This window comes from Arthrobacter sp. TmtSoilC79 (assembly GCF_059739405.1).
This window is the reverse complement of sequence record NZ_AP046051.1, coordinates 1,409,187-1,421,075: the sequence shown is the minus strand read 5'-3', so window position 1 is coordinate 1,421,075 and position 11,889 is coordinate 1,409,187. Positions and strand designations below refer to the sequence as shown.

The following is an 11,889-nucleotide window of genomic DNA, read 5'->3' as shown; positions in this document are numbered from 1 at the left end:
CCACAACCACGAAAAAAATCCCGGTACACAGGGCCGAAGCCCCGCGTACCGGGATCCTTTTTTGCTACGGGCATCAGCCCCGCTGACTCTTAGAGAGCAGTGGTGCTTCCGCCTGCTGCGGCAATCTTTTCCGAGGCGCTGGCGGAGAATGCGTGGGCCGTAACATCAACCTTGACGGTGATGTCGCCGGTGCCAAGCACCTTCACGGGCTGGTTCTTGCGAACGGCACCCTTCTCAACCAGGGACTCAACGGTGACAGCGCCACCTTCCGGGAACAGCTCGTTGAGCTTCTCCAGGTTTACAACCTGGAACTCAACCCGGAACGGGTTCTTGAAGCCGCGCAGCTTCGGCAGGCGCATGTGCAGCGGCAGCTGGCCGCCGGCAAAGCCAGCCTTTACCTGGTAGCGGGCCTTCGTACCCTTGGTACCGCGACCAGCGGTCTTACCCTTGGAGCCTTCACCACGACCAACACGGGTCTTGGCGGTCTTGGCACCCGGGGCGGGACGCAGGTGGTGGACCTTCAGAGCGTTCTGCTTCTCAGCAGTCTCTGCGGCGGTCTTGTTCTCTGCCATTACTTCGCCTCCTCTACATTCACGAGGTGCGGAACCGTGTTCAGCATTCCAACGGTCACGGCATCAGCGGTGCGGACAACAGTGTGTCCGATGCGCTTGAGTCCGAGGGACCGAAGGGTGGCGATCTGGTTCTGCTTGGCGCCAATGACGCCCTTGATCTGGGTGATCTCCAACTGGGCGTCGGAGGGAGTCAGGTTCTTAGCCATGACTAAACACCTGCCTTCTGGTTCTGGAGCGCGCGCACCAGAGCAGCAGGAGCAACCTCGTCCAGCGGCAGGCCACGGCGGGCAGCCACGGAAGCGGGCTCTTCGAGCTGCTTCAGAGCGGCAACGGTCGCGTGAACGATGTTGATCGCGTTGGAAGAACCGAGCGACTTGGAGAGGATGTCGTGGATACCCACGCACTCCAATACCGCGCGGACCGGACCACCGGCGATAACACCGGTACCGGCGGAAGCCGGACGCAGCAGGACTACGCCTGCAGCAGCCTCACCCTGCACACGGTGCGGGATGGTGTTGCCAACGCGGGGAACGCGGAAGAAGGACTTCTTGGCCTCTTCAACGCCCTTGGCGATAGCAGCGGGAACTTCCTTGGCCTTGCCGTAGCCCACGCCGACCATTCCGTTGCCGTCACCGACGACGACGAGAGCGGTGAAGCTGAAGCGACGACCACCCTTGACGACCTTGGCAACGCGGTTGATGGTGACAACGCGCTCTACGAACTGGCTCTTCTCAGCCTCACGACCGCCGTCGCGGCCACCACGGCCACCACGGTCGCCGCGGCCCTGGCCACGGTCGCCGCGCTCGCCACGACGTCCGCCTCGGCGGTCATCGGCAGCGGGTGCGGTCTCAGTTGCTTCAGCAGCTACAGCTTCAGTCACCTGAATGTCCTTTTCGTTATTTTCAACGGTCACAGTGCCAGCCCACCTTCGCGAGCACCGTCAGCGACGGCGGCGATGCGGCCGTGGTACTTGTTACCGCCACGGTCGAAGACAACAGCCTCGACGCCTGCAGCCTTGGCGCGCTCTGCAACGAGCTCGCCGACGCGCTTGGCCTTGGCAGTCTTGTCTCCGTCGAATGCGCGAAGGTCAGCTTCCAGGGTGGAAGCGTAAGCCACGGTTACACCCTTGCTGTCATCGACAACCTGGACGAATACGTGACGTGCCGAACGGTTGACGACCAAACGAGGACGTACAGCCGTACCGGTGATGCGCTTGCGGATACGAAGCTGGCGACGGCTGCGTGCAGCAGACTTGCTCTTGTTCGAACGCTTCTTGTTAATTGCGATGGCCATGGTTTACTTACCAGCCTTTCCGACCTTGCGGCGGATGACTTCGCCGGCGTAACGGACACCCTTGCCCTTGTAGGGGTCAGGCTTGCGCAGCTTGCGAATGTTGGCAGCAACCTCGCCGACCTGCTGCTTGTTGATACCCGAAACAGAGAGCTTGGTCGGACCCTCTACTACGAAGGTGATGCCTTCGGGTGCAGAGACGTTAACCGGGTGGCTGTAGCCCAGAGCGAACTCCAGGTCAGAACCCTTGGCCTGAACGCGGTAACCAGTACCAACGATTTCAAGCTTCTTCTCGTAGCCCTCGGTAACGCCCTGGATCATGTTGGCGATCAGGGTGCGGGTCAGGCCGTGCAGCGAACGCGAGTTGCGCTCGTCGTTCGGGCGGGTGACCGTCAGGGTGTTCTCTTCCTGGGTAACCTCGATCGGGCTGGCCACAGTGTGGCTCAGCTCGCCTTTGGCACCTTTGACGCTGATGACGGAGCCATCGAGCTTGACCTCAACTCCGGCAGGAACGGTGATGGGGAGACGTCCAATACGTGACATTATTCTCTTCCTTTCCCGTTACCAGACGTACGCGAGGACTTCGCCGCCCACGCCCTTCTTGCCGGCCTGCTTGTCAGTCAGGAGGCCGGAAGAGGTGGACAGGATTGCGATACCCAGGCCACCCAGCACGTGCGGCAGGTTGGTGGACTTCGCGTAAACGCGGAGACCCGGCTTGGAGATGCGGCGGACGCCAGCGATGGAACGCTCGCGGTTCGGACCGAACTTCAGGTCGATGGTCAGCTTCTTGCCAACCTCGGCGTCTTCTTCCTTCCAGCCGGCAATGTAGCCTTCTGCCTTCAGGATGTCGGCAACGCGTGCCTTCAGTTTGCTGTACGGCATGGACACGGTGTCGTGGTATGCCGAGTTTGCATTGCGCAGACGCGTGAGCATGTCTGCGACAGGATCTGTCATAGTCATTTGGGCTATAGCCCTTCCTCGTACCGGTTTCCGCTGCGCCGGCTCTCAAGAGCCTGCGAAGACGGACCTGTCACGTAGTTAGTTTTCGGTCTTGAACGGGAAACCAAGCGCCTTGAGCAGCGCGCGGCCTTCGTCATCGGTCTTGGCGGTGGTGACGACCGTGATGTCCATACCGCGAACGCGGTCGATGGAGTCCTGGTCGATCTCGTGGAACATAACCTGCTCGGTCAGACCGAAGGTGTAGTTGCCGTTGCCATCGAACTGCTTGCCGTTGAGGCCGCGGAAGTCACGGATACGCGGCAGAGCCAGCGAAACCAGACGGTCCACGAATTCCCACATGCGGTCCCCACGCAGAGTTGCGTGTGCACCGATCGGCATGCCTTCGCGCAGCTTGAACTGTGCGATCGACTTGCGGGCCTTGGTTACCTGCGGCTTCTGGCCGGTGATCAGGGTGAGGTCGCGGACAGCGCCGTCGATCAGCTTGGAGTCCTTGGCGGCATCTCCAACACCCATGTTCACTACAACCTTGACCAGGCGGGGAACCTGGTTGACGTTCGCGTAGCTGAATTCCTCCTGCAGGGACTTCTTGATGGTCTCTGCATACTTGGTCTTCAGACGCGGAACGATCTTGTTTGCGACGGTAGTCTCAGACAGTGTTTCACTCATCAGATGTCCTTCCCGGTGGCCTTGGACACGCGGATACGGACGGTCTTGGTAGCGCCGTCCCTCTCAACGGTGTCGAGACGGAAACCAACACGGGTCGGCTTCTTGGTCGACGGGTCAACCAGAGCAACGTTGGAAACGTGGATCGGGGCTTCAACAACCTCGATGCCACCGGTCTTGGTGCCGCGCTGCGACTGACCGACCTTGGTGTGCTTGGTGACGCGGTTGATTCCCTCTACCAGCACGCGGTTGGTGTCCGGGAATACGCGCAGAACCTTGCCCTGCTTGCCGCGGTCTCCGCCGCGTTCCTGCTTGGCACCGGTGATGACCTGAACGAGGTCACCCTTCTTGATCTTAGCCATGGACTAAAGCACCTCCGGGGCCAGCGAAACGATCTTCATGAACTTCTTGTCGCGAAGTTCACGACCAACCGGGCCGAAGATACGGGTACCGCGGGGGTCACCGTCGTTCTTCAGGATCACAGCTGCGTTTTCGTCAAACTTGATGTAGGAACCATCCGCACGGCGGCGTTCCTTCTTGGTACGAACGATGACAGCCTTGACGACGTCACCCTTCTTTACGTTTCCGCCAGGGATAGCGTCCTTGACGGTAGCGACGATCACGTCGCCAATGCCTGCGTAGCGACGACCGGATCCACCGAGAACGCGAATGGTAAGGATTTCCTTAGCACCCGTGTTGTCGGCGACCTTGAGTCGCGACTCCTGCTGAATCAATTTTTACTCCTTGCGTCGCGCCGGTTCTCAGACCGAAATCATGCATACGGAATGAGCCTTGCGGAACGGTTGATCGGGGTGTCTCTTGACCTGCCTGGATTTTGCCAGTACAGGCCTAAACGCCCGTGCCACAAGCATCAGCTTCCCTTGCAGAAAACTCTGCGCGGGGCAGTATGCAGCGGCACGATTGTTTACGAGGTAGTTGATGACGCACAAGTGGCGCCATACAAACTCAATATCCTAGCACGTTTTCAGCCCGAAGCCGAAACGTCCGGACAAGCGGAAAGGCCCGCATTCCCAAAGGAACACGGACCTTTCCAGTGAATCACTGCCAGGCGTACCTGACGTTGGATTTACTTGGCCTTTTCGAGGATCTCCACCAGACGCCACCGCTTGGTAGCAGACAGCGGGCGGGTCTCAGAGATGAGAACGAGGTCGCCGATGCCGGCGGTGTTCTCTTCGTCGTGAGCCTTGATCTTCGAGGTGCGGCGAATAACCTTGCCGTACAGAGCGTGCTTCACGCGGTCTTCAACCTGAACAACGATGGTCTTTTCCATCTTGTCAGAGACAACGTAGCCGCGACGCGTCTTACGGTAACCGCGCTGTTCAGCGCTGGCTGCTGCTTCCGTCACAGTTTCCTTCTCGCTCACTTGGCGTCCTCTCCAGCTTCAACCTCGGCCTTTTCAGCCTTGGCAGCCTTCTTGGACTTCTTTTCTTCCTTGGCTTCCACAACCGGTGCGGCAACCTCGGCACGAATGCCCAGCTCGCGCTCACGCAGAACGGTGTAGATGCGTGCGATGTCCTTCTTTACCGCGCGCAGGCGACCGTGGTTCTCCAGCTGTCCGGTGGCGGACTGGAAACGCAGGTTGAACAGCTCTTCCTTGGACTTGCGGAGTTCTTCAACGAGACGCTCGTTGTCGAAACCGTCCAGCTGTGCGGGTGCGAGATCCTTCGACCCTACTGCCATTTCTATTCACCACCTTCGCGACGCACAATGCGTGCCTTCAACGGGAGCTTGTGGATTGCCAGGCGCAGGGCCTCGCGAGCTACCTCTTCATTGACACCGGAGAGTTCGAAGAGAACCCGGCCCGGCTTGACGTTTGCGACCCACCATTCCGGAGAACCCTTACCGGAACCCATGCGGGTTTCGGCAGGCTTCTTCGTCAGCGGACGGTCCGGGTAGATGTTGATCCAGACCTTGCCGCCACGCTTGATGTGGCGGGTCATCGCGATACGAGCGGACTCGATCTGACGGTTGGTTACGTATGCCGGGCTCAGAGCCTGGATACCGTACTCACCGAAGCTGACCTTGGTGCCGCCCGTAGCAGCGCCGGAACGACCCGGGTGGTGCTGCTTACGGTGCTTGACTCGACGTGGGATAAGCATTTAAGCCTGTCCTCCTTCTGCTGCAGGAGCAGCAGCTTCAGCGGCCGGTGCTTCAACGGCAGCAGGTGCTGCCTCAGCTGCCGGACGGTCGTTACGACGACGGCGGTCGCCACCCGGGCGGCCCGGACGGTCTCCTGCACGGCCACGGGACGGAGCAGCAGCTGCCTGCTGAGCCAGTTCCTTGGCAGTTACGTCACCCTTGTAGATCCAAACCTTCACACCGATACGGCCGAAGGTGGTCTTGGCTTCGTAGAAGCCGTAGTCGATGTTCGCGCGGAGGGTGTGCAGGGGCACACGGCCTTCGCGGTAGAACTCCGAGCGGGACATTTCTGCGCCACCCAGACGACCCGAGCAAGCAACACGGATGCCCTTGGCACCCGCACGCTGTGCGGACTGCATTGCCTTCTTCATCGCACGGCGGAAAGCCACGCGGGAAGTCAGCTGCTCAGCGATGCCCTGGGCAACAAGCTGTGCTTCCATCTCGGGGTTCTTGACCTCGAGGATGTTCAGCTGAACCTGCTTGCCGGTGAGCTTTTCGAGCTCGCCGCGGATGCGGTCTGCTTCTGCGCCGCGGCGGCCGATGACGATGCCCGGGCGTGCCGTGTGGATGTCCACGCGGACACGGTCACGGGTGCGCTCGATTTCGACCTTGGCGATGCCGGCGCGCTCCATGCCGGTGGACATGAGCTGACGGATCTTGATGTCCTCGCGGACGAAGTCCTTGTAGCGCTGTCCGGGCTTGGTGCTGTCAGCGAACCAGTGCGAAACGTGGTCGGTGGTGATGCCGAGTCGGAACCCGTGCGGGTTTACTTTCTGTCCCACTTAGCGAGCCTCCTCTTTCTCCGGGGTTGCGACAACCAGCGTGATGTGGCTGGTCCGCTTCCTAATGCGGTAGGCGCGGCCCTGGGCACGCGGCTGGAACCGCTTCATGGTCGGGCCTTCATCAACAAATGCTGCGGTGATGAAGAGGTCGCTGTCGTCGAATGCAACGCCGTCACGGTCCGCGAGGACACGTGCGTTGGCCATTGCCGACTGAAGTACCTTGAATACCGGCTCCGAAGCTGCCTGGGGGGCAAACTTCAGAATTGCCAGAGCCTCATTCGCTTGCTTACCACGAACAAGGTTGACGACGCGCCGGGCCTTCATAGGCGTTACGCGGATGTGACGCGCAATAGCCTTGGCTTCCATTGCTTTCCTTCTCTCGTCTAAGACGTAAAGTCAGGCGCCTAGCGGCGCTTGCCCTTACGGTCGTCCTTAACATGGCCGCGGAATGTCCGCGTGGGAGCGAATTCGCCGAGCTTGTGCCCGACCATCGACTCTGTGACAAACACCGGGATGTGCTTGCGTCCGTCGTGTACGGCGATCGTGTGCCCGAGCATGTCGGGGATGATCATCGAACGGCGGGACCAGGTCTTGATGACGTTCTTGGTGCCCTTATCGTTTTCCCGTGCGACCTTCACAAAGAGGTGCTGGTCAACGAAAGGACCTTTTTTCAGGCTGCGTGGCATGTGTCCAGGCTCCTATCGCTTGTTCTTGCCAGTACGGCGGCGACGAACAATAAGCTTGTCGCTCTCTTTGTTCGGACGGCGGGTACGGCCCTCGGGCTTGCCGTTCGGGTTAACCGGGTGACGTCCACCGGAAGTCTTACCTTCACCACCACCGTGCGGGTGGTCAACCGGGTTCATGGCTACACCACGGACGGTCGGGCGAACGCCCTTCCAGCGCATGCGGCCGGCCTTGCCCCAGTTGATGTTCGACTGCTCGGCGTTGCCGACCTCGCCGACGGTTGCGCGGCAGCGCACGTCAACGTTGCGGATTTCACCGGAGGGCAGACGCAGCTGGGCGAAACGGCCTTCCTTGGCAACGAGCTGTACCGAAGCACCTGCGGAACGTGCCATCTTGGCGCCGCCACCCGGACGCAGTTCAACTGCGTGGATTACGGTACCAACCGGGATGTTGCGCAGCGGCAGGTTGTTGCCCGGCTTGATGTCAGCGTCGGGACCAGCCTCGACGAAGTCACCCTGGGACAGCTTGTTGGGGGCGATGATGTAACGCTTGGTGCCATCAACGTAGTGCAGGAGTGCGATGCGAGCCGTGCGGTTCGGGTCGTACTCGATTTCGGCAACGCGGGCGTTGATGCCGTCCTTGTCGTGACGACGGAAGTCGATCAGACGGTACTGGCGCTTGTGCCCACCACCCTTGTGACGGGTGGTGATCTTACCGGAGTTGTTACGGCCGCCTGTTTTGTGCAGCGGACGCAGCAACGACTTTTCCGGAGTCGATCGCGTGATTTCAGCAAAGTCGGCTACGCTCGAGCCACGACGGCCCGGGGTAGTCGGCTTGTATTTACGGATTCCCATAATTTATTTCCTCGTTAAAGTGGTCTCCGCTACGCGAGCGGACCGCCGAAGATGTCGATTGTGCCTTCTTTGAGGGTGACAATTGCACGCTTGGTGCTCTTGCGCTGTCCCCAGCCGAATTTGGTGCGCTTGCGCTTACCGGCACGGTTGATGGTGTTGATCGAGTCAACCTTGACCGAGAAGATCTTCTCAACGGCCAATTTGATCTCGGTCTTGTTCGAGCGAGGGTCCACCAGGAAGGTGTACTTGCCTTCGTCGATCAGACCGTAGCTCTTTTCCGAAACGACGGGTGCAAGCACGACGTCGCGCGGGTCCTTGATGGTGGTTACGCTCACTTGGAGGCCTCCTCGTTCTTTGCCTTGTCAGCGACGAACGCCTCGAAAGCAGCCTTGGTGAAGACCACGTCGTCGGAGACAAGCACGTCGTAGGTGTTCAGCTGATCTGCGTACAGAACGTGAACATCCTGGAGGTTGCGCACGGACAGTGCAGCAACATCGTTGGCGCGCTCGATAACAACGAGCAGGTTCTTGCGCTCAGTAACGGAGCGCAGCGAAGCCAGTGCTTCCTTGGCGGACGGCTTGGTGCCGGCTACCAGTTCAGCGATGACGTGGATGCGGCCGTTGCGGGCGCGGTCAGACAGGGCGCCGCGGAGTGCAGCAGCCTTCATCTTCTTGGGGGTGCGCTGGCTGTAGTCACGAGGGGTCGGACCGTGGACAACGCCACCGCCGGTCATGTGAGGAGCACGGATGGAACCCTGACGGGCGCGGCCGGTACCCTTCTGCTTGAACGGCTTGCGACCTGCACCGGAAACCTCGGCGCGGGTCTTCGTCTTGTGGGTACCCTGGCGTGCAGCAGCGAGCTGTGCGACGACGACCTGGTGCAGCAGCGGCACGTTGGTCTGGACGTCGAAGATCTCTGCAGGCAGGTCTACCTTGACAGTGCTAGTCATTGAACTAGGCTCCCTTCACGGCGGTGCGTACGAGTACGACCTGGCCGCGGGCGCCGGGAACGGCACCCTTGATAAGGAGCAGCGACTTCTCAACGTCAACAGCGTGAACCGTGAGGTTCAGCGTGGTGTGACGTTCGGCGCCCATGCGGCCGGCCATTTTCAGGCCCTTGAAGACGCGGCTCGGGGTGGATGCGCCACCGATGGAGCCAGGCTTACGGTGGTTCTTGTGGGCACCGTGGGAAGCGCCAACGCCGTGGAAGCCGTGACGCTTCATAACACCGGCGAAGCCCTTACCCTTTGAGGTGCCGACGACGTCGATCTTCTGGCCGGCTTCGAAGATCTCAACAGAGAGCTCCTGGCCCAGCTCGTAGGATGCGGCGTCTGCGGTACGCAGTTCGACGACGTGGCGGCGAGGGGTGACGCCGGCCTTTTCAAAGTGACCAGCCAGCGGCTTGGTGACCTTGCGGGGGTCGATCTGGCCGTAGCCGATCTGTACGGCGACGTAGCCATCTACCTCTGCGTTGCGCAGCTGGGTGATGACGTTGGAGTCAGCCTGGACAACAGTTACCGGGATGAGCTTGTTGTTCTCGTCCCAGACCTGGGTCATGCCGAGCTTCGTGCCCAGCAGGCCCTTTACGTTACGGGTTGCGGTCATAGTCTCTCAGCACCTCCCTAGAGCTTGATTTCGATGTTCACGTCTGCAGGCAGATCGAGACGCATAAGCGAGTCGACGGCCTTCGGCGTGGGGTCGATGATGTCGATCAGACGCTTGTGAGTACGCATTTCGAAGTGCTCACGGCTGTCCTTGTACTTGTGAGGAGAGCGAATAACGCAGTAAACGTTCTTCTCCGTGGGCAGCGGCACCGGGCCGACTACCGTTGCGCCTGCGCGCGTGACCGTCTCAACGATCTTCCGCGCTGAAACATCAATGACCTCGTGGTCATATGACTTCAGCCGGATGCGGATTTTTTGTCCCGCCATGTCGCCTGACTCTCTTTCAGCTAGTGCTGCTCTAGTTAGGGCTGCTCTGTTTACTTACCTGTTGATGTGGCCGCCGAAGCGTTTGAGGTTTTACCACCACACGCCGCACAAGCTGAATCCGGATATTCCGGGTTCCTCAACCTGCCGGCGCACCGACCCCCGCGGTCGGGCGTGTCGCGATTTCCACGCAGACTCGACCGCATTCCATGGGGTTCAGGGTTATGTTTGGGCTTCAACCTGGACCCTGACACCCGGCATTATCCGGATCGGGACACGAAGAAGCGCTTGAACAACTCATCCAGTATGGCGGAAATATGGGGTAAAGGCCAATCGGAGGCGGAAGAGCCCCCTGCAGGGCCATTGCCCGGCGGCCTGCGCCTGAGGAAGATGGGTGCATGACGGTCCAGGATTCAGGCTCGGTGGAAGATCTGGCGGCGCGGCTGCGCCCCGGCTTCACGCTGGGTGTGGCCTCGGCTGCTTTCCAGATTGAAGGATCACTGACGGCCGATGGCCGTGGCCCTTCGGGTTGGGATGCGTTTGCGGAAAAGCCAGGAGCAATAGTCGACGGCGGCTCCCCCAGCGTAGCGTGCGACCATTACAACCGCACTGATGAAGACATCGCCTTGATGCAGGAACTCGGCGTGGACTCCTACCGTTTCTCGCTGTCCTGGCCGAGGATCCAGCCTGGCGGCAAAGGTTCAGTCAACCAGCGCGGGTTGGATTTCTACGACCGGCTGATAGACAAGCTCCTGGCCGCAGGCATCTCCCCCATGGCTACCCTGTACCACTGGGATACCCCGTTGGAACTGGAGCACGCCGGCGGGTGGATGAACCGTGATACTGCCGAGCGCTTTGCGGTTTACTGCGCCGCCGCTGCACAACGGTTCGGAGACCGCGTGGATCATTGGGTCACCATGAACGAGCCCGTGTCAGTCACGGTGCAGGGGTACTCCCTGGGGGTGCACGCTCCGGGCCGGCAACTCCTGTTTGATTCCCTGCCGGCGGCACACCACCAATTGCTGGGCCACGGAATGGCGGTACGCGCCCTCCGTGATGCGGGCGTCAAAGGACAGATCGGAGTATCCAACATGCACTGCCCCGTGGAGCCCGCCGGCACCAGCCTCGGCGACCGGCTGATGGCGCAGGCGCTGGACCTGATCCTCAACCGCATCTATGCCGATGCCATACTCCTTGGCCAGTACCCCAGGCCACCCCTGCCCATGAAACCTTGGTTCCGCTCGCTAGGCACTGTCCACGACGGCGATCTCGAGCTGATCAGCCAGCCGTTGGATTTCTACGGACTCAACTACTACTACCCCGTCAAGGTCGCTGCGGGTCCGGGCCCGGCGGAGATCCCCACGGGAACCTCTCCCGAGATGACCAAGGTCCCGTTCCACCTGGCGGCGTATCAGGAGTACGACACCACCGGATTCGGCTGGCCTGTTGCACCGCAGTATTTGGCGTTGTTGCTAAGGGAGATGAAGGACAGGTACGGAGAGGCCCTTCCCCCGCTCTACATCACCGAGGGCGGTGCCAGTTTTCCGGAACCGCCCCACGTTGACGGCCCCGTCCAGGACACCAACCGCATCTCCTACCTCGCCGAGCACCTTGGCCACGCCCTGACCGCAACCGGCCCGGGCGGGATTGCCGAGGATGTGGATCTGCGCGGCTATTACGTCTGGACACTTCTGGACAACTTTGAGTGGGCCGCCGGCTATTCCCAGCGCTTCGGGCTGGTCCACGTCGACTTCCACACCTTGGAGCGGACACCCAAGGAATCCTATTACTGGCTGCGCGCGCTGGAGAGGGCACGTAGCCGTGAATCGTGAGCCCTGACCGCCCAACCAGGTTAAAACGAGGGGCTAATTATTCTTGTTGGCCCGCCGGATCCGCTTGGCGCGCTCAATTTCGCTCCGAAAGTTCTTGCGGCCCCACAGCACACCACCACCAACGGCGGCAATGACTGCCAGGAAGATCAGGAATTCCATACTGCG

The 11,889-nt window shown here is 60.7% G+C and carries 22 protein-coding genes; 1 reads left to right on the top strand and 21 read right to left on the bottom strand.

Features of this window, described 5'->3' with window-relative positions:
• Positions 1-89 precede the first annotated feature (89 nt).
• The 20 genes from rplO to rpsJ form a co-directional block, all read right to left on the bottom strand.
• Entirely contained in the window at positions 90-572 is a 483-nt protein-coding gene (rplO, locus tag AC6JA3_RS06615) for a 50S ribosomal protein L15 (protein WP_035760461.1), read from the bottom strand.
• Positions 572-778, bottom strand: a complete 207-nt coding sequence (gene rpmD, locus AC6JA3_RS06610) for a 50S ribosomal protein L30 (RefSeq protein ID WP_026539814.1) — start codon at positions 776-778, stop codon at positions 572-574. Before rpmD ends, rplO begins: the two co-directional genes overlap by 1 nt.
• Before the next feature lie 2 nt (positions 779-780).
• On the bottom strand, positions 781-1,452 hold the full coding sequence (rpsE, locus tag AC6JA3_RS06605) for a 30S ribosomal protein S5 (protein ID WP_026539813.1): 672 nt from the start codon (positions 1,450-1,452) through the stop codon (positions 781-783).
• A 29-nt stretch (positions 1,453-1,481) separates the two neighbouring features.
• Positions 1,482-1,865: a 50S ribosomal protein L18 gene (gene rplR, locus AC6JA3_RS06600; protein WP_011775582.1), complete on the bottom strand. Its 384-nt coding sequence runs from the start codon at positions 1,863-1,865 to the stop codon at positions 1,482-1,484.
• A 3-nt stretch (positions 1,866-1,868) separates the two neighbouring features.
• Positions 1,869-2,405, bottom strand: coding sequence for a 50S ribosomal protein L6 (rplF, locus tag AC6JA3_RS06595; protein ID WP_026539812.1), 537 nt, complete (start codon positions 2,403-2,405; stop codon positions 1,869-1,871).
• Between the two features lie 18 nt (positions 2,406-2,423).
• Positions 2,424-2,822 carry a 30S ribosomal protein S8 gene (rpsH, locus tag AC6JA3_RS06590; RefSeq protein ID WP_011775584.1) on the bottom strand — a complete coding sequence of 133 codons (399 nt, stop codon included), beginning with the start codon at positions 2,820-2,822 and terminating at the stop codon, positions 2,424-2,426.
• Positions 2,823-2,900: 78 nt separating this feature from the next.
• The gene (gene rplE / locus AC6JA3_RS06585; RefSeq protein WP_035760459.1) at positions 2,901-3,488 is read right to left on the bottom strand and encodes a 50S ribosomal protein L5; all 588 of its coding nucleotides are present in this window, start codon (positions 3,486-3,488) and stop codon (positions 2,901-2,903) included.
• Positions 3,488-3,847 carry a 50S ribosomal protein L24 gene (gene rplX, locus AC6JA3_RS06580; RefSeq protein ID WP_026539810.1) on the bottom strand — a complete coding sequence of 120 codons (360 nt, stop codon included), beginning with the start codon at positions 3,845-3,847 and terminating at the stop codon, positions 3,488-3,490. The genes rplE and rplX overlap by 1 nt, the downstream gene beginning before the upstream one ends.
• A 3-nt stretch (positions 3,848-3,850) precedes the next feature.
• Positions 3,851-4,219, bottom strand: coding sequence for a 50S ribosomal protein L14 (gene rplN / locus AC6JA3_RS06575; RefSeq protein ID WP_003803789.1), 369 nt, complete (start codon positions 4,217-4,219; stop codon positions 3,851-3,853).
• 353 nt (positions 4,220-4,572) lie between these two features.
• Positions 4,573-4,869, bottom strand: a complete 297-nt coding sequence (rpsQ, locus tag AC6JA3_RS06570) for a 30S ribosomal protein S17 (RefSeq protein WP_011775587.1) — start codon at positions 4,867-4,869, stop codon at positions 4,573-4,575.
• Positions 4,866-5,186, bottom strand: coding sequence for a 50S ribosomal protein L29 (gene rpmC, locus AC6JA3_RS06565; protein WP_014922387.1), 321 nt, complete (start codon positions 5,184-5,186; stop codon positions 4,866-4,868). Before rpmC ends, rpsQ begins: the two co-directional genes overlap by 4 nt.
• Before the next feature lie 2 nt (positions 5,187-5,188).
• Positions 5,189-5,605, bottom strand: a complete 417-nt coding sequence (rplP, locus tag AC6JA3_RS06560) for a 50S ribosomal protein L16 (protein WP_003803795.1) — start codon at positions 5,603-5,605, stop codon at positions 5,189-5,191.
• Positions 5,606-6,427: a 30S ribosomal protein S3 gene (rpsC, locus tag AC6JA3_RS06555; protein ID WP_011775589.1), complete on the bottom strand. Its 822-nt coding sequence runs from the start codon at positions 6,425-6,427 to the stop codon at positions 5,606-5,608.
• Positions 6,428-6,793 carry a 50S ribosomal protein L22 gene (rplV, locus tag AC6JA3_RS06550; RefSeq protein WP_223943471.1) on the bottom strand — a complete coding sequence of 122 codons (366 nt, stop codon included), beginning with the start codon at positions 6,791-6,793 and terminating at the stop codon, positions 6,428-6,430. It abuts the gene before it with no gap.
• Positions 6,794-6,831: 38 nt separating this feature from the next.
• Positions 6,832-7,113: a 30S ribosomal protein S19 gene (gene rpsS / locus AC6JA3_RS06545; protein ID WP_011775591.1), complete on the bottom strand. Its 282-nt coding sequence runs from the start codon at positions 7,111-7,113 to the stop codon at positions 6,832-6,834.
• Between the two features lie 12 nt (positions 7,114-7,125).
• On the bottom strand, positions 7,126-7,965 hold the full coding sequence (gene rplB / locus AC6JA3_RS06540) for a 50S ribosomal protein L2 (protein WP_011775592.1): 840 nt from the start codon (positions 7,963-7,965) through the stop codon (positions 7,126-7,128).
• 29 nt (positions 7,966-7,994) lie between these two features.
• On the bottom strand, positions 7,995-8,300 hold the full coding sequence (gene rplW, locus AC6JA3_RS06535; RefSeq protein ID WP_011775593.1) for a 50S ribosomal protein L23: 306 nt from the start codon (positions 8,298-8,300) through the stop codon (positions 7,995-7,997).
• Positions 8,297-8,914 carry a 50S ribosomal protein L4 gene (rplD, locus tag AC6JA3_RS06530; RefSeq protein ID WP_026539808.1) on the bottom strand — a complete coding sequence of 206 codons (618 nt, stop codon included), beginning with the start codon at positions 8,912-8,914 and terminating at the stop codon, positions 8,297-8,299. Before rplD ends, rplW begins: the two co-directional genes overlap by 4 nt.
• A 4-nt stretch (positions 8,915-8,918) precedes the next feature.
• A complete protein-coding gene (gene rplC / locus AC6JA3_RS06525) occupies positions 8,919-9,569 on the bottom strand; it encodes a 50S ribosomal protein L3 (RefSeq protein ID WP_026539807.1) in 651 nt (216 codons plus the stop codon).
• Positions 9,570-9,586: 17 nt separating this feature from the next.
• Positions 9,587-9,895, bottom strand: a complete 309-nt coding sequence (rpsJ, locus tag AC6JA3_RS06520) for a 30S ribosomal protein S10 (protein WP_003803825.1) — start codon at positions 9,893-9,895, stop codon at positions 9,587-9,589.
• 395 nt (positions 9,896-10,290) lie between these two features.
• Between rpsJ and AC6JA3_RS06515 the strand changes: the two genes are divergently transcribed.
• A complete protein-coding gene (locus AC6JA3_RS06515; RefSeq protein ID WP_497920011.1) occupies positions 10,291-11,724 on the top strand; it encodes a GH1 family beta-glucosidase in 1,434 nt (477 codons plus the stop codon).
• A 33-nt stretch (positions 11,725-11,757) separates the two neighbouring features.
• Here the strand turns inward: AC6JA3_RS06515 and AC6JA3_RS06510 are convergent, their stop codons facing one another.
• Positions 11,758-11,883 carry a hypothetical protein gene (locus tag AC6JA3_RS06510; RefSeq protein ID WP_256378464.1) on the bottom strand — a complete coding sequence of 42 codons (126 nt, stop codon included), beginning with the start codon at positions 11,881-11,883 and terminating at the stop codon, positions 11,758-11,760.
• Positions 11,884-11,889: the final 6 nt, after the last annotated feature.

Coding starts and splice junctions, on each gene's coding strand:
- rplO (WP_035760461.1), bottom strand. CDS start 572: ATGGCAGAGAACAAGACCGCCGCAGAGACTGCTGAGAAGCAGAACGCT.
- rpmD (WP_026539814.1), bottom strand. CDS start 778: ATGGCTAAGAACCTGACTCCCTCCGACGCCCAGTTGGAGATCACCCAG.
- rplR (WP_011775582.1), bottom strand. CDS start 1,865: ATGGCCATCGCAATTAACAAGAAGCGTTCGAACAAGAGCAAGTCTGCT.
- rplF (WP_026539812.1), bottom strand. CDS start 2,405: ATGTCACGTATTGGACGTCTCCCCATCACCGTTCCTGCCGGAGTTGAG.
- rpsH (WP_011775584.1), bottom strand. CDS start 2,822: ATGACTATGACAGATCCTGTCGCAGACATGCTCACGCGTCTGCGCAAT.
- rplE (WP_035760459.1), bottom strand. CDS start 3,488: ATGAGTGAAACACTGTCTGAGACTACCGTCGCAAACAAGATCGTTCCG.
- rplX (WP_026539810.1), bottom strand. CDS start 3,847: ATGGCTAAGATCAAGAAGGGTGACCTCGTTCAGGTCATCACCGGTGCC.
- rpmC (WP_014922387.1), bottom strand. CDS start 5,186: ATGGCAGTAGGGTCGAAGGATCTCGCACCCGCACAGCTGGACGGTTTC.
- rplP (WP_003803795.1), bottom strand. CDS start 5,605: ATGCTTATCCCACGTCGAGTCAAGCACCGTAAGCAGCACCACCCGGGT.
- rplV (WP_223943471.1), bottom strand. CDS start 6,793: ATGGAAGCCAAGGCTATTGCGCGTCACATCCGCGTAACGCCTATGAAG.
- rpsS (WP_011775591.1), bottom strand. CDS start 7,113: ATGCCACGCAGCCTGAAAAAAGGTCCTTTCGTTGACCAGCACCTCTTT.
- rplB (WP_011775592.1), bottom strand. CDS start 7,965: ATGGGAATCCGTAAATACAAGCCGACTACCCCGGGCCGTCGTGGCTCG.
- rplD (WP_026539808.1), bottom strand. CDS start 8,914: ATGACTAGCACTGTCAAGGTAGACCTGCCTGCAGAGATCTTCGACGTC.
- rplC (WP_026539807.1), bottom strand. CDS start 9,569: ATGACCGCAACCCGTAACGTAAAGGGCCTGCTGGGCACGAAGCTCGGC.
- rpsJ (WP_003803825.1), bottom strand. CDS start 9,895: ATGGCGGGACAAAAAATCCGCATCCGGCTGAAGTCATATGACCACGAG.
- AC6JA3_RS06515 (WP_497920011.1), top strand. CDS start 10,291: ATGACGGTCCAGGATTCAGGCTCGGTGGAAGATCTGGCGGCGCGGCTG.
- AC6JA3_RS06510 (WP_256378464.1), bottom strand. CDS start 11,883: ATGGAATTCCTGATCTTCCTGGCAGTCATTGCCGCCGTTGGTGGTGGT.